A 21,330-nucleotide genomic window follows, 5' to 3' on the forward strand; every position below is an offset into this window, starting at 1 on the left:
ACTTTAATTAACGTCTGTCTCAATGCCGGCTTTCCAAAAGTGGTAGATAATTCTATTTATAAGAAATCTTAGTACATTAGAGCTCAAATTTTATTAAAAATACTGTATGAATAATTCTAAAGGGATCAACACAATATGCACTCACGTGGGAGAATTGGAAGACAATGAATTTAAAGGAGCGGTTTCTCCCTTGTATATGTCTACTTCTTACGCTTTTGAAGATGTTGAAACCAAGAGATACCCAAGATATTTTAATACTCCGAACCAGGTCGCTCTGGCAAAAAAAATGGCAGCTCTGGAACATGGAGAAGCGTCGCTGATCTTTGGTAGTGGCATGGCTGCAGTAAGTACCTCGTTAATGGCTTTTTTAAAGGCCGGTGACCATGTGGTTTTTCAGGATTCGCTTTACGGCGGAACAAGTAACCTTGCGACTGAGGAATTTGACAAGTTCGGGATTGAGTATAGCTTTGCTAAAGATGCTAAAGCCGATTCACTTAAAGCTGAAATAAAGGAAAATACGAAAGTGATCTATATAGAGACGCCTTCCAATCCTTTACTTCGTATCACAGATATGAAAACTGTTGCAGAACTTGCTAAAATACATGATCTGGTAAGTATGATAGATAATACCTTTGCTTCGCCGGTTAATCAGAATCCGATCGATTTTGGAATTGATGTGGTAATACATTCCGCAACAAAATATATGGGTGGTCACAGTGATATCCTTGCCGGAACGGTTATTTCTTCTGAAGAGAATATTGACAGGATCTTCCAGATGGCTAAGAATTTTGGAGGTAGCTTGAGTGATTATACCGTCTGGTTACTGGAGCGTAGTATTAAAACAATGGGTATCAGGGTTAAAGCGCAAAATGAGAACGCTCAAAAGCTCGCTGAATTTCTGAACGATCATAAGGATGTTTCTAATGTTTACTATCCGGGATTAAAGGATCATCCAGATCATGACCTTGCAAAATCACAGATGAAAGGTTTTGGTGGAATGTTATCATTTGAGCTGAACGAAACGTTCGATGCTTCAAAATTCATGAAAGCCTTGAAATTGATAAAACCTTCCATGAGTCTTGCCGGAGTGGAAAGTACTATTCTATTACCCTCAAAGACTTCTCACGGACTGTTAAGTGAAGAGGGAAGATTAAAGCAGGGAATCAAGAACAACTTGTTAAGATTTTCAGTAGGTATAGAAGAAGCCGAAGACCTGATAGAAGATCTTACACAGGCAATAAAATCAGTAAAGTAATATTCAGAATAAACAATTATGAAATTAGATATACTGGCAGTGGGAGCGCATCCCGACGATGTGGAACTAAGCTGCTCAGGAACAATTGCGAAAGAAGTAGATCGCGGTAAAAAAGTAGGGATCCTTGATCTTACCAGAGGAGAACTGGGAACAAGAGGGACGGCTGAAATAAGGGATAAAGAAGCAAAAGATGCTGCGGAAATACTCGGAGTCAAAATGCGTCATAATCTTGAGTTCAGTGATGCTTTTTTCGAAAATAACACAGCCCACAAGCTCGAGATCATCAAGATCATTAGAAAATATCAGCCTGAGATCGTTCTATGTAATGCAGTTGACGATCGTCATATAGACCATGGCAAAGGAGCAAAACTTGTTAGCGATGCCTGTTTTCTTAGCGGATTGAGGAAGATTGAAACAATCATGGATGGAAACAAACAAGCTGCCTGGAGACCTAAACATGTTTTTCATTATATACAATGGAAAAACCTTCAGCCAGATTTTGTAGTTGATATTTCAGGTTATTTAGATAAAAAATTAGAATCGGTTCTGGCATACCGTTCCCAGTTTTTTGACGAGAATAGCAAAGAGCCTCAAACTCCAATTTCCAGCAGTAACTTTCTGGATAGCATCACTTACCGTGCTCAGGATATGGGAAGACTTATTAATACAGATCATGCCGAAGGATTTAATGTAGAACGAAATGTGGCAGTAGATTCAATATTTGACCTCATTTAATTGAAATTTTTTCTTTGCGAAATAGTTGAAATAACTTACATTTGCATCCGCTAATCAAATGGTGGTTGTAGCTCAGCTGGTTAGAGCGCCGGATTGTGGTTCCGGAGGTCGCCGGTTCGAAACCGGTCTTCCACCCTTGTAAGAGCCTCTCTTTTTAGAGAGGCTTTTTTTGTGGAATAAATTCAGATTTCCATCCTCGAAATCCTATTTTTACCAAAATCAATTTTCTGTATGAATACTCGTGAAGATCAATTAAAAGCATTTGATAGGTTGCTAACCATTATGGACGAACTAAGAGAGCAGTGTCCCTGGGATCGTAAACAAACTATGGAATCTTTGAGACATCTTACCATTGAAGAAACTTACGAGCTCGGAGATGCGATTCTGGATAAGGATATGGAAGAGATTAAAAAAGAACTTGGTGATGTTTTACTGCATCTTGTTTTTTACTCCAAGATAGGTAGTGAAACCAATGATTTTGATATTGCCGACGTTGCCAACTCCATCTGTGATAAATTAATTGATCGTCATCCTCATATCTATGGAGATGTAAAAGTGGAGAATGAAGAAGATGTGAAAAGGAATTGGGAAAACCTAAAACTTAAAGAAGGTAAGAAGAGCGTTCTGGAAGGAGTTCCAAGATCTTTGCCAGCAGTTGTAAAAGCAAATCGAATTCAGGATAAGGTGGCTGGAGTCGGATTCGACTGGGAAGAACCACAACAGGTATTTGAAAAGTTGAAAGAGGAGCTTGACGAATTACAGCATGAGATAGATGCTGATAATAAAGATGAAATAGAAGCTGAATTTGGCGATGTTTTGTTTTCTATGATCAATTATGCCAGGTTTTTAGACATAAACCCGGAAAACGCCCTGGAACGTACTAATAAGAAGTTTATAAAAAGATTTCAATATCTAGAGACGAAAGCAAATGAAAACAATAAGGCTTTAAAAGATATGACCTTAGCTGAGATGGATGTTTTCTGGAATGAGGCTAAGAAACAGTGATCAGGCGGTGAAAACCATATAATCTTTTTCAATTTCCAGTTTCGAAAATTCAAAATTTTGCTTTAGCCAGTTTAAGGTTTCCTTATTATAAAATATCACGTGGGTTAGATCATTTTTGTAATGCCAGTTCTGAAAATCTATGGCATCATCCCAGACTTCGGTTTTACAATATAATTTCCCTTCAGTTTGCAAGATAGAACGCAGTAATCTGAATTCTTTCAAAGGATCCTGAAAATGCTCCATAACTTCACAACATACAATAAAATCGAATTTGCCTTTAAAGACTTCTTTATCGGGTTCGAAATATGGATCGTATAATTTTAGATTGTAGCCTGAGAGTTTAAGCTGGGAAGCGATCACAGGTCCTGTTCCACATCCAAAATCAAGTCCTAAAGATTCTGTATCAAAATCTAATTTGATCCGGTCTATAACCGGTTGTACGAATTGGATATAGCCAATGTCTTCCACATCATTATTGTGCAGACTATAGCGCTGTTTTTCTGCCTTGGGGGATAAATGGTATTCGGAAGATAAAAAAATTGCCTTACAACCTGTGCATTGCACATAACTCCGGTCTTTTACAAATTGAAAATTCCGGGTGGTGCTATTGCATAAACTGCAAGGCATAAATTTTATTTAGTATAGCGATTTGATCTTTTCCAGTTTCTCTTTCCAGACTTCAAGATCGGCTTTGTGATTTGCGATATTCTTATGAACTTCTTTTACCAGAGGATTGTCATCATCAACATTTGAAAAGAATTGCAGATTATTTTCCAGCTGCCTGATTTCAGCCTTCGTTTCCTGGATCTTTTTCGTTAAGAAATAATGTTCATTTCTAATTCTTTTATCGTCATCTGCATTATCAAGCGCCTGAACCTTATTCTCATACTTCATCATTTCAGCTTTGGTATTATCAATATCCATTTTCTTGAATAATTGATCCAGAGCTTTATTGAATTTACCTTCTATAAACCGTTTATTGTAAGGTACTTTTCCAATTTCCTTCCAGGCATTGATCTGCGCCTTTATAGTTGCTAGATCTTCTTTTTTGGTTCCGGAAAGTTCTATCGCCTTGAATTTATCAAGGATCTCTTTTTTCTTTTCAAAAGCCTCGACTTCTTCCTTATTGTCCTCGTTTCTCTGTGCGTGTAGACGATCAAAATAATGGTTACAGGCCTTTTTAAATTGTTTCCAAACCTTGTCACTATCTTTCCTGGGAACATGACCAACCTTTTTCCAGTCAGACTGGATCTTTTTCATTAGAGGTGTGACGGTCTTAAAGTCATCACTATCCTTATTGTCTTCAGCGATCTGGATAAGCTCTTTTTTCTTTTCAAGATTATCGTATTGCTGTTTCTTCAGGTTCTTATAAAAAGCATTTTTCTTTCTGTTGAAACGACGCACATTTTCCTTGAAATCCGTCCATGTCTCCTGATTTTTATTTCTCGGTACTTTTCCAGCATTGAAAAATTCTTCTCTAAGAGCTTCGATCTCCTTGATCTTCTGCTGCCATTTATTGTGGCTGTCAAAATCCTGGTCTGCTATTTCCTTGATCTTAGCAATGATCTCCTGTTTTCGCTCCCAGTTCTTTTCATATTCTTCATCTAAATTACTGAAATATTCCTGTCTTTTATCATGAATACTTTTAGTGGCGGTACTGAATCTTTCCCAGATATCTTCACGGTATTCTTTGGCTACAGGACCAAGTTCTTCCTTCCACATCTTGTGAAGCATCTGAAGTTCCCTAAAAGCTCTGTTTACGTCTTTCTCCTGAAGAAGCTCTTCGGCACGGTCTATCACCTTTAATTTCTGTTCAAGGTTATGTTTAAAATCCATGTCTCTAAACTCCCTGTTGAGGTGTAAAAAGTCATAGAAGTTTTCTACATGATGGTGATAGGTATTCCAAACGTTGTTATAGCGATCACGAGGTATAGGACCGGCAGTGCGCCATTTATCCTGAATTTCCTTAAAGTGATTGTATGTGGTATTGATATTTTCCTCAACATCCAGAAGCCCTTTAAGTTCTTCGATCAATTCAAGTCGCTTATGAAGATTTTCGTTAAGATCCTTTTTTAGTCGTTTATAATAATTATTTCGTTGTTCCTTATAATCGAAATAAAGTGAATTGAATCTCTTTTTTAAAGGAGTAGAGTAGTGGAAGTCGATGATATTTCCGCCCTCGGCCAAGAAATCCTCTTTCTTTTCTTCCATCTCCTCATCGAACTTCGCGTTGAATTCAGCTCGAATTTCCGCGACATGTTCTTTGATCGCCTGGATCTTCTCATTTTTAAGAAGTCGCTCCAACTCATCGGCCAGAGCTTCCTTACTCATAGAATGATAATCTTTCTTTTCTATGTCGTGACGTTCGTTGGCGCTTTCATCTTCACTGTCTTCAGCAACCGCGTCATCCATATCTTCTTCATGATTTCCAGATGACTTTTTATTTTCACCAACTACAGCATCTCCAAGATCACTATCCATATCATCATCGTCATCGTTATCTTCAGCAGCTTTCGCTTTAGATTCCGATTCAGAAACCATCGCATCTTCATTATCTGTTGAATCTGATAGTTTTTCTTTTTTCTTTTTCTTCTTTTCCTGTTTATCACCAGTGAATTCTGGTTCTTTAAAGAAAGGGTTCTCTACATCTTCGGTCTCTTCCATATGTGTATATGGATCTTCATCTGGATTTTTCTTTTCTCTGGAAATTTTATCTGAAGTTGCTTTTCCCGTAGCAGATTCGTGAAGCATTGCATCTTCGTGATCTGTAGATTCTTCTGCTGTTTTTTCGGGAGTTGCTTGTTTTGATTCTTCTTTTTTTACTTGATCCACAGGCTCGTTCGTCAATTCCTCATTGTTTTCCGCAGAAGTTTTTTCATCAGATTTCTTATTATTCTCTAGATCTTCGGGGGAAAGGTTTTTCTTCTTGTTTTCATTTTCTTGCTGTGACATATCTTTCAATGTTAAGGTTCCTCATACTCTAATTATTCTGAAAGATAACAACTCCCCTAAAATTGAACAAGGGAATGGTTTTATTTATGAGAGTGAAAACAGGTTAATATGAGCCTGATTTATGAATTCCAGATGCTCCAGGCCTTCTCTGCCTGAAGTTTCAACATTTCAAGTCCGTTGATGGTTTTAGCCCCTTTTTCTGAAGCAAGTTTCATCAATTTTGTCTCTGCCGGATTATAGATCAGGTCGTAGACTAGATGTTTATCAGAGATATGATCAAATGGAATATCTGGACATTTCTCTATATTGGGAGATGTGCCTAACGGAGTACAATTAATGATAAGCGTATATTTTTTCAGAATATTCTCATCTAATTCTGAATAGGATAGTTCATCTTTCGCTGGTTTTCTTGAAACAAATCTGTAATCTATTTCTAATAATTCAAGCGCATAAGCAATAGCTTTTGAAGCTCCACCGGTACCAAGAATTAAGGCTTTTTGATGATGGTTTTCCAAATGTGGTTTGATAGATTCCAGGAAACCCCAATAATCTGTATTGTAACCACAAATACTTCCATCTTTTTCAAATTTGATGGTATTTACAGCTTTGATACTTTGAGCATGAGCATCCAGATGATCCAGGTATTGCATTATTTCTTCCTTGTAAGGAATGGTAACATTCAATCCTGAAATGATATTATTTTTGATCACTTTCGGAAATTCATCTATAGACTGAATATCAAAATTAAGGTATTCAGCATCTATATTTTCCTCATTGAATTTATCAGAAAAATGTTTTCTGGAAAAAGAGTAATCGATATTTCTACCTATAAGACCAAATTTTCTCATATTTCAGATTTTCTATTTTCATACCAGGCCAGGCCTAACACGATGAAAATCCCAACGATAATGAAGAAAATGGCGAGCCATGTTTCTGCAGTTTCGAAGGATGGCAAGAACCGGTCGTAATTATCAATGATCTTATGACCTTCACGATCTATTAAAGTCTCACCCTCATCATTCATTTTATAGATCTTTTCCTTCCATGGCCAAACTACACCTAAAGAACCGGTAATAAACCCTATAATAACCGCAAAGGTTTCTTTTTTACGTTTCTTCAGGACATAACCAAGAAGATGACTAAGTGATACCAATCCGGCAAGGGAGCCGGTTGCAAAAACTATTAAAACCTGCAACATTCGAATACGTTCAAGATCTCCCGTGAAACTGAAATCCCACATGATGATATCTGCCATAGTATCATAAAGCGCATTTACAGAGTCTACAAGAAGTAAAACATAATTTCCGAGCAATATGAGTATAAAGCTTCCTGAAAGTCCGGGTAAGGTCATTCCGGAAACGCTGATCATTCCACATACAAAAACGAACCAAAGATTGTCATTTTCACGCGCTGGCTCTAGAAAACTAATGGCGATACCGGCAATAACCCCAAAAATCGCGAATAGCACAGAATTTCTGTCCCATTCGTCAAAATCTTTGCTGATGTAGTAAATAGATCCAATGATCATCCCGAAGAAACAGGACCATACATGTAATTCGTAATGAACGATGAGGTAGTCAAGAGCCTTAGAAACGCTGAAGTAACTAATGAGCATTCCAAGGATTAACAGGAAAATGAATTTTCCGTTGATATATTGATAGAGACTTTTAAATCTACCTGAAATAAGCAATTTAAAAGCCTTTAAATTAACCTTTTGAAGAGAATAAATAAATTCTTCATAGAACCCGGCAACGAAAGCAACCACACCTCCAGAGACTCCGGGAACTTTATTCGCGGCGCCCATGGCAAGACCCTTTAGAACCAAAAGGATCTTATCGGTAAAGGTTCTAGTTTGCTGCATCGGCAGGATCAGTTTTTCTATTGGCGACAAGTTCCAAACCTATAATGAATAAGAACCCGGCGATCATTAGGAGTATGGCCCACATGGTTTGCGGGTCGCCATTGAAATTCTGCGGCATCACCGAAGCTTCTTTCAACACAACTTCCTTATCACCATAGATTGCTGTTTCCAGAGTTTCCTTCCAGGGCCAGATCTTATTTAAAGAGCCTGCGATAAAACCGGTAAGAACGGCTAAGGTGATATTACTGTAATGAACAAAAAGCCATTTCAGAATTCTTGAAAAGGTAAGTAATCCAAATACGGCTCCAACACCAACGATTGCAATGGTCTTAATATCAAAATCATGAGCTGCTTCTGTAATAGATTTATATGCTCCCAGAAGTACAAGAATAAATGCACCAGATATTCCAGGAAGGATCATCGCACAAACAGCGATGGCTCCTGCGAAAAAAAGGAATAATGAGCTTGAGTTCGCTGCTAAGGGAGGAAGACTTACGATATAATATGCCACCGCAGCTCCAAGTATAAGGGCTATTATAATTTTATAATTCCAACGTGGAATTTGCTTAGCCACGAACCAGATACTAGCAAGCACTAAACCAAAGAAAAAAGACCAGATTAAAACCGGGTGTGTATCCAGCAGATAATTTGCAACTCGCATCAGACTAAAGATGCTTATTAAAATTCCGCAGAAAAGGGCGAGAATAAAGTTTCCGTTCATCTCTTTCCACATAGCAGAGAATCCATCTTCCTTCCAGGTTGTTAGAAGGGAAGGTTTAATTCCGCTTATAGTAGAAATAAGCTCTTCGTAAATTCCTGAAATAAATGCGATTGTTCCACCGGAGACTCCCGGTACTACATCTGCGGCCCCCATGGCCATTCCTTTTAGAGTCACCTTAAGGTAATCCAAAAAACTTCGCTGCATCTTCTTTTTTTATGAATTCGCCCAAAGGTAGCAAAATTACTAAGAGAGCTTTACGAAGGAATTTATAATTTGTCTAACGCTTTTACGCTCGAATATATTAGGGAAAAGTTCTTCGATGATTATATAATATTCAGAATCTATCTTCAAAGCATTGTTCAGGTGAAAATAACCTTTTTCGCCTTTATTTGTACTGAAAAATAATCCTGACAGTCTATACTCTATTTCGGCTGAACCCGGATAGAATTCCAGAGCCTGCAACATACTGGTGATGGCAGTTTCATATTCACCAAGACCAATAAGGATATCGCAACGTCTCACCCAGGTTTCCAATTCGTAATTCCCAAGCTCGAGACTTTTTTTGTAGCCTTGTTCAGCTTCTTCGTAAAAATTCAACCTACTATTGATTTTCGCATAGCGCTTCCAGTAAAGAACGTTCTCTTCATCAATATTGATCGCCTTATTGATATAGTATAATGCTTTCTGAAAGTTCAGTTTCTTGATATAGAAATCGGTGATCGCGATCCAGCCTTTATCAAGAAGCGGATCTTCATGAACTGTTTGCTTGTAATTTTTAAGCGCTAGATCTTCACATCCAAGCTTTTCAAAACACTTTCCAATTCTCAGGTAAGCGAAAGAAGTTGGATCTTCAAGTTCCAGTGTTATATTATAATTTTCAACAGCTTCGTTGTAACGTTTTAGTTTCTCAAGAACTTTCCCTTTTTCAAGGTAGGCACCAACAAACCTGTCATCACTAATGATAGCAAAATCGAATGCTGCCAGTGCTTTGTTGTATTCCTTAAGATCAAAATACTGTTTCCCTACCTGGTGCCAGGCAACTTCACAGTAAGGGTGCTTGTTCAGATAAAGATTTAAATATTCAATAGCCTCGGTTTTCTGATCTAGAAAATCGAAACAGTACATTATGTTATATAGTGCTGAATAATCCTCTTCATCTGCTTCCAGACATTTCATGAAGCTGTATTTGGCATTTTCAAAATCTTCCAGGAATAGATATTCCATCCCGATAAGTGAAAATATTTCAGCGTCTTCTAAAGTAATCTCAAGTGCCGCCTGAAGCATTTTTATAGCCTCAGCGTGCATATCTCTTTTCGAATAGATCTGCGCTTTTTGAATATAGATCTCCTCATTAGAAGATTCCAGTTCTTTGAGTTCATTTAAAATCCCGTCTGCCAGATCCAGCTTATCTTCAAAAACAAGGATCTCTACCTTGAACAGTCTTAAATTCACTGAAGTAGGATGCTGAGCAAGACCCATTTTTACTGCCTTTTTGGCAAGCGAGATCTTTCCATTCTCAAGGTAGTGATGGATAATGTTTTCAAACTCGTTAGAATCGAAGAATAAAACATCGTTCGTTTTAAGCATGGATTCGAAGCGGGCAAGTGAGAAATTATCTTCTTCGTTATGGCTAAGCTGCATAAGAGACTGATTAAGGGATTTCTACTGTACTAAAGTTATAAATGATTAAAGGCGATTTTGGGAAAACCTTACATTGTTGTTAACAAATTAATTAACACCCGAATACCTCAACTCTTTATTTCATTGAGTATGTCAACAATAATGCCACATCCTTTCAATATTTCTTCATGGGATATGGTGAGCGGCGGAGTGAGTCGTGCCGCGCGTTTTTCGAAAAGCAGCCAGAATAGAATAAGCTGTCTTTCCTTAGCTTTGAAGATTAATTCATCGGCAATTTCGGCAGAATCAAATATGATAGCGAGCATTAATCCTTTTCCCCTTATTTCTTTAATTAAAGGATGCTGTAAGTGTTTTCTGAATAATTCTTCCTTTTCCAGAGTTTGCTGAATTAGATCTGTCTCGGTTATCTCCTTTAAAGTTGCAAGTGCTGCTGCAGCTATCAACGGATTACCACCGAAAGTCGTGATGTGACCAAGTTTAGGATTATCACTCAAAAGATCCATCAGTTCTTCTGAAGATGAAAAGGCTCCGATTGGCAGTCCGCCACCCATACCTTTTCCCAGTGCTACAATGTCAGGTACAACACCAAAATTTTCAAAGCCGAATAATTTTCCGGTCCTCCCAAATCCTGGTTGAATTTCATCCAGGATAAGTAAAGCTCCAACTTCTTCACATTTATCTTTAACCTTTCTCAAATAATCGTTTGCAGGCATTATAAACCCAGCGCCACCCTGGATCGTTTCGAGTACAACACCAGCGGTTTTTTTAGTGATTTTTTCCAAATCAGCTTCGTCATTGAATTCAATAAATGAAATATCCCCTAATAAAGGTCTGAAAGGTTTTACCCGTTCTTCAAGATCCATTAAGCTTAAAGAACCCATGGTATTTCCATGATATGCTTTCTTGGCTGCAATGATCTCGGTTCTTCCCGTAGCTCTTCGCGCCAGCTTCATTGCACCCTCAATAGCTTCGGTTCCGGAATTTACCAGGTAGGTTTTATTCAAAGGTTCCGGTAAATGCCTTGCCAGTAAACTAGATAATTCCACAGCTGGTTGCTGTGCATATTCACCATATACCATCACATGAAGGTATTTGTCTGCCTGTTGTTTAATTGCTGAAACAACTTTAGGATGAGAATGCCCTAAACTACATGCTGAAACTCCTGCAACAAAATCGAGGTGCTCTTTACCATCTGTTGTGATAATGTAAGATCCTTTCGCATGTGAAACTTCCAGAGCGAGTGGGTGAGGAGTGGTCTGCGCCTGATATTTTAAAAAATCTTCCTTCAATTTCAATTCTCCTTTTTATCGGTTGCAGTTTTCAATGAATCTACTTTAATGGGAGTATCAGGTTTAATAGAATCAATAATTTTTTCAGTCTTATATTTTAATGAATCTTCTTTCCTGTTTTTCAACACTTCCGGTCTTAGTCTTGAATTTCTATCTAGCAAAAGATCATCTTCCTCTCTTTCATCAAAGAATTCTTCCGGTTCATCAGGCAAGGGTATTCCTTTGATCTTGGTAAGTTTTGGTTCCGGCTGCCCTTCAAATAATCCTTCTTTGGAAAGTATCCTTTCTTCTCCACGCCAGTTAAAACCATCCAGTTTCCTGGCATTGGGAGGGAATTCCTCTTCAGGACTCGTATCTCCATCTACCTGATTATAATAATAGACATCTTTGATCTGCTGGTCTTCGAAGAAAATTTCTACATAACTAGCCAGCGTTTTATTAATACCTATTAACTGGTTTTCTTCATTCCGCAGGTAATTCAGCGTCTCTGTATTCTTATCTATTACCACCTTTTGCAATTCGTTTTCCTGAAAATAACCAGTCAGAATTTTACCTTTTAACTGATTGTAGCCTTCAATGCTATCTTTTTGAATAAGAAATGCATTATCAAAGACCAATAGGGAATCGAGTTGTTCAGTTTCGGGATTACTCATTAAATGTATGCTATCACCAGTCATTTGGTTATCTGCCGACCATAATACAGGTTTCCCGTTTCCTCTCGCACTTAAATTAATAAGCTTGGTAAGCCCAGATTGCTGATCTGAATAAATAGAATCACTTCTACCGCTCATCGGGTTTTCACCAGTTTGATCTTCTTTAAAAATTCGAACATCATAAAAACCTCTGATTACTCTCTTTTCCGGTTTTCCTGTAATCATAATCGTATCACTATGTACAAAGAGAGTGTCTTTCTCCTGCAGGCTGGCTGCCAGAGCTCTTTTAGTAATGAATACTGAATCCTTATCTCGATATACTTCGGCGTAATGCCCGGTTACACGACTATGATTTATGGTGTCTATAACCCTTATATTATTGGTAGCTGAAGCAAAGCTATTTTGTCTGTTAAAATAAAGGCTGTCTCCTTTTAATATCCTGTTGTCATAATTGATCTGAGAATTCTTTACAAAATATCCAGTATCTCCACGTGTATCATAAAATCCTCTTTCGCAATACACGGTACTGGTTTCACTTTCAATAGTAGAAGGTCCATATAGATAAGCGTGTCCACTTTCCGAATAAAAATCTAGCTGATCTGAATTGATCTTATATTCAGGATTTGTAACCACTACTTCATTTACAAAGCTGTATTTGTCTTCTTCCATGAAATATCTACCAATCGTACTGGTTAGAACGCTGGCAGTATCAGTAACTTTTCCTCCACTACGATAATATGCCTGTTGCTTTACACGATCAAAAAATAAACTGTCGGTTTCCAGAGTAGTTTGCGGTCTCTTCATTTTCACCTTGCCACTGGCGAAAGCAAATTCAGTATCACCATTATATTCAGCATAATTACTGGTCATGCTTACGCTATCACCTTGTTGCATACGTATATTGCCATATGCTTTAAAGAAATTTGCTTCCTTATAAAATACGGCATTATCACACCAGACCTCGATCCCATCATGATCAAAGTAAACCTGATTGTCTACTTTGCTTAAAATCAATGCTCCGGGATATCGCTGTTCATTCTTTAAAGTACGATCTGAATCGTAATTTATTTCCTGATTTTTCTGTGCATGGGCATAGACCGAAATCAGCAGTATGATTAAAACTAAAGGTGAAAACTGTTTTTTCAATCTGAATTTTTTTCAAAAGTAATTAAAATCGACGGAACGATTTTTTTAGATTTAAACGTTGGAAAAATTTTAAGCATTAAAAAATTAACTTAAATAAAGCCCAAAAATGGTCTTCAAATCCTAAAGCTTTCTAAAATACTTTCGTTTTAAGATAAACTTAACTCTTGTAACAAAACCAAAAGCTGTTTCCCTTCGTAAGTTTCCGTAGAAACTAAAATTTTAATTATGAAAAAACCCTTAGTCAAGGTTGATGTGGTGAACGCATCTTCCCAAGATTCGAAAAAGAATTCGCGAAGGAAGTTCATTAAATTAGGTGGACTTGGAATAGCAGGATCCAGCTTTTTATTATATGGATGTAGCGATGATGATTTGTTTAACCCTGGTGGAGAAGTAGGAGGTCCAGATCCTGTTGATCCAGTAGATCCACCTGTAGATGCAGTTTTTGATCTAGGAAGTGGAGATGTAGGTATCCTAAACTATGCATTTGCATTAGAGCAATTGGAAGCAGCATTCTATACTCAGGTTCGTGCCGGAGCATATTACAGTGGTGCACCAGCTGAAGAGCAGGCATTATTTGATGACCTTTACAATCATGAAGTTATTCATAGAGACTTCTTTAAGGCTGCGATTACTGCTGCTGCCGGAGAAGAGAATACACTACCAGATCTAGAATTTGATGTTTCTTCAATCGATTTTGATGATAGAACATCTGTTCTTGAAACAGCGATGTTATTAGAAGATACAGGAGTAGGCGCGTATAATGGTGCCGGAGATAGAATTGCTGATGCAACTTATCTTACTCTTGCAGGAAAGATTGTTTCTGTTGAAGCAAGACATGCTTCTGCAATTAGATCATTAATTAATCCAGATTCTACAGATTTTGCAGGAGATGATATTATTGATGAGAATGGTTTAGATCCAGCAACAGATCCAGCAGATGTATTAGCAGCTGCAGGAGGATTCATTACAACTGAATTTACTGCTGATAACCTTCCTGAACCAATGACGGGATCCTAATCTAATAACCTAAAAAAGACATTATTATGAGTATTATAAAATTATTAGATGATTTTTCATCTGAAAAACTAACAACTAAATCCTCTTCCAGGAGAGAGATGTTTAATACATTAGGATCTTTTGGAAAAAAGGCGGCTGCAGCTGCAGTACCGTTTGGACTTGCAACTAATTCTGCAAGCGCCAGTACTATGTTCTTCGATCATGAAGGACCACTAGGACTTGCTCTTGTTTTGGAATATTTAGAAGCTGAATTTTACATGAAGGCTCTTGAATCTGGAGTGTTAGCTCCTGATTCTCGTGCAGAAAAAGTATATATGCAAATCTCTAAGCATGAGGATGCACACGTTGCATTCTTAATGGAAGCTTTAGGAGATGATGCACCAGCTAAACCAACTTTCGATTTTACTGCAGGTGGAGCATTTGATCCATTCAACGAAGGTGGAATCGGGCAAGAGACAGCCTACGCGCAATTACTTGCACTAGCTCAGGCTTTTGAAGATACTGGTGTTAGAGCTTATAAAGGTCAGGCACCTAATTTGATGGGAACACCATATTTAGAGCCTGCACTTCAAATTCACTCTGTTGAGGCACGTCACGCTTCTGAGATCAGAAGAATTCGTGGTCTTAAAGGATGGATTACCGGAAGCATGAGAGGTGATGGAATGCCAGAAGCTACTCAAGCTGTTTATGACGGTGAAGAAAATGTAACCCAAGGTGGAGTTAACTTAGTAACTGATTTAACATATGCTGATGAAATCGTTGGAGATCTTACAGCTGCAGTAACTCAGGCTTTTGATGAGCCTATTACTGGAGAAACAGCACAAGCTATTGCTGGTCTGTTTATCGTTTCTGATGAGTAAAAAGGAAAATTATCCTGAAAGAAAAAGGCTGCCAACTGGCAGCCTTTTTTAATGCTTTAAAATGAAATAAATTATCTGTTGATGGTTTGTTTTCTGTCTGGTCCTACCGAAACTACTGTAATTGGAGTTTCAAGCTCCTTTTCAAGAAAATCAACATAATCATTGAATTCCTTCGGAAGAGCAGAAGCATCTGTCATTTTAGTAAGATCTTCTTTCCATCCTTTAACTTCAGTATAGATTGGTTCTACATTCTCCGGCTCAATATTATACGGTAGATGAGTGATCTCTTCTCCTTTGTATTTATATGCGGTACATACTTTTAAAGTGTCAAATCCACTAAGCACATCACCTTTCATCATGATAAGCTGCGTTATTCCGTTTACCTGCACTGCATACTTCAAAGCTACAAGATCAAGCCAGCCACATCTTCTTTTTCTTCCTGTTGTCGCTCCGAATTCATTACCAACACGTCCCATTCTTTCACCAACTTCATCAAAAAGTTCAGTAGGGAAGGGGCCGCTACCAACCCTGGTCGTATATGCTTTAAAAATTCCGAAAGCTTCTCCAATTTCTCTTGGTGCAACACCTAATCCAGTACAAGCGCCGGCAGCAGTTGTGTTAGATGATGTTACAAATGGATATGTCCCGAAATCGATATCAAGTAAAGATCCCTGGGCACCTTCAGCTAAAATACTTTTTCCAGATTTCATTGCCTGGTGAAGATATTCTTCACTATCAATAAAAGTTAATTCCTTCAGGCTTTCTACAGCCGTGCAGAATTCTTTTTCTAATTCTTTTAGATCGTATTGAACGTCTACATCATAGAAAGCGATCATTTTCTCATGCTTATCTGCAAGAGCGCGATACCTGGCTTTCCAATCTTCTAATTCCAGATCTCCAACACGTAATCCATTTCTACCCGTTTTGTCCATATAAGTAGGACCAATTCCTTTAAGCGTGGATCCGATTTTCGCTTTTCCTTTTGAAGCTTCAGAAGCAGCATCAAGTAAACGATGAGTAGGAAGAATAAGGTGAGCCTTTCTTGAGATCACCAATTTGGATTTATAATCTACGTTATGCTTTGCAAGATTATCCAGTTCTCTTTTAAAGATCACCGGGTCTATAACAACTCCGTTACCTACAAGGTTCACACTATCGTCATGAAAAATTCCTGAGGGTATGGTGTGAAGCACGTGCTTTTGACCGTCGAATTCCAAAGTGTGACCTGCATTCGGACCACCCTGAAAACGGGCAATAATGTCGTATTTAGAGGTTAGAACGTCAACTATTTTTCCTTTCCCTTCATCACCCCATTGGAGACCTAGTAGTAAATCTACTGCCATGAATTATAAAACTTAATTGGTTGATTTTTTGTTTCCGTAGAAATATAATGAATGTTTGTTGATCTCGATATCAAAAACCTCTTCAATGGTTTGCTTGATACTCTGAATTCTTGGATCACAAAATTCTATTACTTCCCCGGTATCTGTAAGTATGATATGATCGTGTTGCCGATCAAAATATGATTTTTCGTATTGAGCCTGGTTTTGCCCAAACTGGTGTTTTCTTACCAATCCGCATTCCAGCAATAACTCAATAGTATTGTATAAAGTGGCGCGGCTAACCCGGTATTTTTTGTTTTTCATTTTGATATAAAGTGATTCTATATCAAAGTGATCATCTGAGTTATAAATTTCCTGAAGTATAGCGAAACGTTCCGGTGTTTTACGGTGACCTTTCTCTTCAAGATACTTGGTGAAAACGTTTTTAACGACCGCCTGATCGTTCTTATTTACGACTTTTTTGCTCATAATTTGCTCTGCAAAGGTAAAAGTTTATTCACGGCTAACCTTGTCTATCCCGTTAATTTTTTTCAGCCTTTGAATGATGGTATTCAGGATATTATTATTCTTTACAACCAGTGTGATCCTTCCGCTAAAAACCCCGTCAGAACTATCAAAATTGAGGTTTTTCATATTTACATGAAGGTTGCTGGAGATCTCTTTTGTGATCTCGCTTACCAATCCAAGATTATCAATTCCCTGTAGTTTTATAACCGCCTTAAAGTCCTGCTGAGAACTGTCTATCCATTTAGCCTGGATGATCCTGTATGCATAATTACTCTGAAGCTGCAAGGCGTTTGGGCAATCTTTTTTGTGAACTTTAATTCCGTCATTAACAGAAATGAAGCCGAATACATTATCTCCCGGAATAGGGTTACAACAATTAGATAATTTATATTCCAGCTTTTCCTCTTCTTTCCCAAATACCAGCTGATCGTATTTAGCCGTGATCTCATCTTTGTTGAGATCTGTAGCTACTTGCGGTTTTTTAATTTTGCTTTTGAAATAGCTTACTAGAGAATTACTTCTGGAAGAAGCAAAATCTTTCAACATTTGGTTGTCTATCTTCCCAATTCCAACTCTGTAGAATAAATCAAGACTGGTTTTAAGATTAAAGAATACCACCAGCTCATTAATAGACTTCTCGTTGAACTGAATCTTTTGAGCCTTTAATTTTCGGGCAAGTATAGCTTTTCCTTCCTCTGCGATCTCTTTCTTTTCATCTTTAAGTGACGATTTGATCTTAGCTCTGGCCCTGGCAGTATTTGCATAATCCAGCCAGTTAATATTCGGTTTGGCATTTTCCGAAGTTATGATCTCAACCTGATCGCCACTTTTTAGTTCATGGCTTAAAGGAACAAGTTTATTGTTTACCCTTGAACCTCTGGTATGTAAACCAATTTCAGTATGAATACTGAAGGCAAAATCAAGCGGAGTAGAACCTTTGGGTAAAGATTTTAAGTCTCCTTGAGGAGTAAAAACGAAAATCTCTTTTGAATATAGATTCAATTTGAACTGCTCAACGAAATCTACTGCATTTACATCTGGACTTTCCAGCGCTTCCTGTAGCCTGGTAACCCATTCTTCAAATCCTCTTTCCTCTTTATTATCATCACCCTGCTTGTATTTATAATGAGCTGCATAACCTTTTTCGGCGATCTCATTCATACGCTCACTCCTTATCTGAACTTCCACCCATCTACCTTTTGGTCCCATTACCGTAATATGTAATGCTTCATATCCTGTAGATTTTGGAGAAGAGATCCAGTCTCTTAACCTCGTAGGATTTGGTCTGAAGTGATCTGTAACGATAGAATAAATTTTCCAGGCAAGGAATTTTTCCTGGGAAGGCTCACTGTCATAGATTATTCTAATGGCGAACTTGTCATAGATCTCATCAAAACTGATATTCTGAGCCTTGATTTTTTTATTGATGGAATAAATGGATTTTGGTCTTCCTTTTATCTCATAATCCAGTTTCTCCTGATCCAAAGAATCCTGAATGATCTTGCTGAATTCCTTGATGTATAGATCCTGTTCTTCCTTACTCTCCTTTATCTTGGTAAGAATATCATTATAAACCTCAGGCTCGGTATATTTTAAACCAAGGTCTTCTAATTCAGTTTTAATATTATAAAGTCCAATTCTATGTGCAAGCGGGGCATAAATGTATAATGTTTCTGAAGCGATCTTCACCTGCTTATCTGGCCGCATAGCATCCATGGTTTGCATATTGTGCAACCTGTCTGCAATCTTGATAATTATTACCCTTACATCATCATTTAGGGTAAGTAACATTTTTCTGAAATTCTCTGCCTGAAGAGAAACATCCTTATCCTTTTTTAAACTCGAAATTTTAGTAAGACCATCTACAATCTTAGCGACGGTCTCGCCAAACATTTCTTTCAGATCCTCTAAAGTATATTGGGTGTCTTCAACTACATCGTGGAGTAGGGCAGCTGCGATAGATGTTGCATCAAGCCCAATCTCTGAAGCTACGATCTTCGCAACCGCAATGGGATGGAAAATATAAGCTTCGCCAGATTTTCTACGCTGATCTTTATGTGCATCTACAGCCGTATCAAATGCTTTCCGGATCAGTTTTTTATCATCCTCGGTAAGCGTTTGATAACTTATGCGCAACAGCTCTTTATACTGCCTAGCAATTTGCTTATTTTCTTTTTCTATAGCCGCCTCTGTCATAGGTTAAAAATACAATTAAGATTAAAAGGAAACAACTAAATACCTGCCTTCAAATTACGATAGCGCTGTAAGAGACTGGGATGAGAGTAATGTACAAAAATATAGGCTTTATGCGGGGTTAAATTGCTTAATGTATTCTTGGATAATTTTTTCAGACTGGATATCAGGAAACTACCATCGTAAGTAGATTTGGCGAAATTATCTGCCTGGTATTCAAATTTCCTGGAAATATAATTCATTATGAGTCCGGTAATTTCAGAGATAGGACTGTATAGAATCCCGAAAGCCACAAGGCCAATATGAAAACTTGGCTCTGAAACTCCTAGAGTTTCAGAAAGCACCGGATTACCGACAAATAGTGATAAAAGCCATAGTGTGAATCCTGTGGTAACAAGTGAAACCACCAGATTAACGATAATGTGATTTTTTTTATAGTGCCCAACCTCGTGCGCCAGTACTGCAACGATTTCCTCTTCTTCAAGATCATTGATCAGAGTGTCGTAAAGCGTGATCCTCTTTTCGCTGCCGAATCCAGAGAAATAAGCATTCGCTTTGGTGCTTCTTTTAGAACCATCTATCACGAAAATGTTATCAAGTTTGAAGCCAACGCTCCTGGCGTATTGTTCGATCTTGGTTCTTAATGAACCATCATTCAACGGTGTTTGTTTATTGAACAACGGGACTATCAGTTTAGCGTAGAACATATTCATAAACACTGAAAATACTGCTACAAGTATCCATGCATACCACCAGAAATCATCTCCGGCGAATTGATAGAACCAGACAATTAGTGCCAGGATACCCCCTCCAATAATAGCACCCATCAACAAACCTTTCAGTTTATCCAGGATAAATGTCTTTTTAGTGGTTTTATTGAAACCATACTTTTCTTCAATTACAAACGTGCTATACCATGAAAATGGTGTCATTAAAATGTCGCTTCCCAGCATGATAATTCCGAAAAATATCAGAGCGACAACAGTTGAATTATCACTAAAATTCCTGGCGATATTATCAACAAAAGCAAAGCCGTCAAAGATTATAAAGCCAAGTGTGAGCAATACCGAAAATGTCGAGGAAATCATTCCGAAACGAAATCTTTCTTTTTTGTAACGCTGTGATTTTTCGTATTCATCATTATCATAAACGTCCTCTAATTCATTCGGAATGGGATCATCAAAATGTTTGGCATTCAGAGTATCCAGGATTTTATCGATCACAAAATCGATAAGAATGATGGCAATAATGATATAAAATAGGGTTTCTGGTGTCAAATTCTTTGGGTTTATTCAGGTTGAATAGATCTTTGTCTTTTGGCTTCAAATATAAGAATGCCGGCGGCCACAGATACGTTCATGGAATCTATTTCACCGTGCATTGGAATAATGATATTTTGTGTTGAATTCTCCAGCCATTCATCACTTAGTCCGGTAGCTTCTGTCCCCATTACGATCGCTGAACCGACTTTATAATCTATGGTATGATATGGTATCGAAGCCTGTAGCGCTGCAGCATAAATATTGATGTTTTTCTCTATCAGAAAAGCTATAATATCTTCAGTTGAACCGGTGGCGATCTGGTTGGTGAAAATGCAACCAACACTACTTCTTATGATATTGGGATTGTAAAGATCTGTTTTTGGATTGGCAATGATCACTGCATCTACAGCTGCAGCATCTGCCGTTCTTAAGATTGCGCCGATGTTTCCAGGTTTTTCAGGAGCCTCGGCAACAAGAATGAGCGGGGATGCAGTTTTGAATTCAAGATCATTTAATTGATGCTCCAGTGATCTAAAAACTGCCAGTAATCCTTCAGTGCTTCCACGATAAGCGATCTTATCATATACTTCTTTACTTATCTCTGTGATTTCAGCAGGAGAATCTGTCTTAGCTTTGGCCATTTCAACTACTTCCTGAAATTCGATCAACTCTGGAACAAAATACAGGTCAAGCGGTTGGTAGCCACCTTTTATGGCAAGATTCACTTCTCTTTTACCTTCAACTACAAAGGCATTCTCTTTTCGGCGATTGCGCGACTTGTCCTGAAGCTGAAGCAGCCATTTAATTTCCTTGTTCTGTGGGCTGGAGATCTGTTTAAACATAGCCGTAAAAGTACGTAGATATTAGGCATAAAAAAAGCCCCTGAAACA

Annotated in this window: 18 protein-coding genes and 1 tRNA gene; 6 read left to right on the plus strand and 13 right to left on the minus strand. The window is 37.9% G+C overall.

Annotated elements, in window-relative coordinates; all coding sequences use genetic code 11:
• Nucleotides 1-106: 106 nt before the first annotated feature.
• The 4 genes from RE431_RS04230 (at nt 107) to mazG (ending at nt 2,995) form a co-directional block, all read left to right on the plus strand.
• Nucleotides 107-1,255, plus strand: a complete 1,149-nt coding sequence (locus tag RE431_RS04230; RefSeq protein ID WP_309560721.1) for a trans-sulfuration enzyme family protein — start codon at nt 107-109, stop codon at nt 1,253-1,255.
• A gap of 18 nt (nt 1,256-1,273) precedes the next feature.
• Nucleotides 1,274-1,990, plus strand: coding sequence for a bacillithiol biosynthesis deacetylase BshB1 (bshB1, locus tag RE431_RS04235; RefSeq protein WP_309560722.1), 717 nt, complete (start codon nt 1,274-1,276; stop codon nt 1,988-1,990).
• A gap of 60 nt (nt 1,991-2,050) precedes the next feature.
• A tRNA-His gene (locus RE431_RS04240) sits at nt 2,051-2,126 on the plus strand.
• A 95-nt stretch (nt 2,127-2,221) separates the two neighbouring features.
• Nucleotides 2,222-2,995, plus strand: coding sequence for a nucleoside triphosphate pyrophosphohydrolase (gene mazG, locus RE431_RS04245; protein ID WP_309560723.1), 774 nt, complete (start codon nt 2,222-2,224; stop codon nt 2,993-2,995).
• Here the strand turns inward: mazG and RE431_RS04250 are convergent, their stop codons facing one another.
• The 8 genes from RE431_RS04250 to RE431_RS04285 form a co-directional block, all read right to left on the minus strand.
• The gene (locus RE431_RS04250) at nt 2,996-3,622 is read right to left on the minus strand and encodes a class I SAM-dependent methyltransferase (RefSeq protein WP_309560724.1); all 627 of its coding nucleotides are present in this window, start codon (nt 3,620-3,622) and stop codon (nt 2,996-2,998) included.
• Between the two features lie 9 nt (nt 3,623-3,631).
• On the minus strand, nt 3,632-5,947 hold the full coding sequence (locus RE431_RS04255; protein WP_309560725.1) for a DUF349 domain-containing protein: 2,316 nt from the start codon (nt 5,945-5,947) through the stop codon (nt 3,632-3,634).
• Between the two features lie 119 nt (nt 5,948-6,066).
• Nucleotides 6,067-6,795: a shikimate dehydrogenase family protein gene (locus RE431_RS04260; RefSeq protein WP_309560726.1), complete on the minus strand. Its 729-nt coding sequence runs from the start codon at nt 6,793-6,795 to the stop codon at nt 6,067-6,069.
• Nucleotides 6,792-7,808 (minus strand): DUF368 domain-containing protein, encoded by a 1,017-nt coding sequence (locus tag RE431_RS04265; RefSeq protein ID WP_309560727.1) that lies wholly within the window; start codon nt 7,806-7,808, stop codon nt 6,792-6,794. Before RE431_RS04265 ends, RE431_RS04260 begins: the two co-directional genes overlap by 4 nt.
• On the minus strand, nt 7,795-8,733 hold the full coding sequence (locus RE431_RS04270) for a polyprenyl-phosphate transporter (protein WP_309560728.1): 939 nt from the start codon (nt 8,731-8,733) through the stop codon (nt 7,795-7,797). Before RE431_RS04270 ends, RE431_RS04265 begins: the two co-directional genes overlap by 14 nt.
• 39 nt (nt 8,734-8,772) lie before the next feature.
• Nucleotides 8,773-10,170, minus strand: a complete 1,398-nt coding sequence (locus tag RE431_RS04275) for a tetratricopeptide repeat protein (protein WP_309560729.1) — start codon at nt 10,168-10,170, stop codon at nt 8,773-8,775.
• 107 nt (nt 10,171-10,277) lie between these two features.
• Nucleotides 10,278-11,459 carry an aspartate aminotransferase family protein gene (locus tag RE431_RS04280; RefSeq protein ID WP_309561329.1) on the minus strand — a complete coding sequence of 394 codons (1,182 nt, stop codon included), beginning with the start codon at nt 11,457-11,459 and terminating at the stop codon, nt 10,278-10,280.
• Nucleotides 11,460-11,461: 2 nt separating this feature from the next.
• Nucleotides 11,462-13,258, minus strand: coding sequence for an OstA-like protein (locus RE431_RS04285; protein WP_309560730.1), 1,797 nt, complete (start codon nt 13,256-13,258; stop codon nt 11,462-11,464).
• A gap of 225 nt (nt 13,259-13,483) precedes the next feature.
• Here RE431_RS04285 and RE431_RS04290 point away from each other — a divergent pair, with 225 nt between their 5' ends.
• Both RE431_RS04290 and RE431_RS04295 read left to right on the plus strand, forming a co-directional pair.
• The gene (locus tag RE431_RS04290; RefSeq protein ID WP_309560731.1) at nt 13,484-14,275 is read left to right on the plus strand and encodes a ferritin-like domain-containing protein; all 792 of its coding nucleotides are present in this window, start codon (nt 13,484-13,486) and stop codon (nt 14,273-14,275) included.
• A 26-nt stretch (nt 14,276-14,301) separates the two neighbouring features.
• Nucleotides 14,302-15,135, plus strand: a complete 834-nt coding sequence (locus RE431_RS04295) for a ferritin-like domain-containing protein (protein WP_309560732.1) — start codon at nt 14,302-14,304, stop codon at nt 15,133-15,135.
• A gap of 71 nt (nt 15,136-15,206) precedes the next feature.
• On the opposite strand, the gene RE431_RS04300 is transcribed toward RE431_RS04295, so the two are convergent.
• Genes RE431_RS04300 through RE431_RS04320 form a run of 5 tightly spaced genes read right to left on the minus strand, consistent with a single transcriptional unit; the run spans nt 15,207 to nt 21,282 of the window.
• Complete coding sequence (locus RE431_RS04300) at nt 15,207-16,478, minus strand: adenylosuccinate synthase (RefSeq protein WP_309560733.1); 1,272 nt, start codon at nt 16,476-16,478, stop codon at nt 15,207-15,209.
• 12 nt (nt 16,479-16,490) lie between these two features.
• Nucleotides 16,491-16,946 carry a Fur family transcriptional regulator gene (locus RE431_RS04305; protein WP_309560734.1) on the minus strand — a complete coding sequence of 152 codons (456 nt, stop codon included), beginning with the start codon at nt 16,944-16,946 and terminating at the stop codon, nt 16,491-16,493.
• A 24-nt stretch (nt 16,947-16,970) separates the two neighbouring features.
• Entirely contained in the window at nt 16,971-19,181 is a 2,211-nt protein-coding gene (locus tag RE431_RS04310; protein WP_309560735.1) for a RelA/SpoT family protein, read from the minus strand.
• Between the two features lie 35 nt (nt 19,182-19,216).
• Nucleotides 19,217-20,455: a M48 family metallopeptidase gene (locus tag RE431_RS04315; protein WP_309560736.1), complete on the minus strand. Its 1,239-nt coding sequence runs from the start codon at nt 20,453-20,455 to the stop codon at nt 19,217-19,219.
• A gap of 11 nt (nt 20,456-20,466) precedes the next feature.
• Entirely contained in the window at nt 20,467-21,282 is an 816-nt protein-coding gene (locus RE431_RS04320) for a TrmH family RNA methyltransferase (RefSeq protein WP_309560737.1), read from the minus strand.
• Between the last annotated feature and the right edge of the window lie 48 nt (nt 21,283-21,330).

It is taken from the genome of Christiangramia sediminicola, assembly GCF_031344135.1.
Taxonomy (GTDB): domain Bacteria; phylum Bacteroidota; class Bacteroidia; order Flavobacteriales; family Flavobacteriaceae; genus Christiangramia; species Christiangramia sediminicola.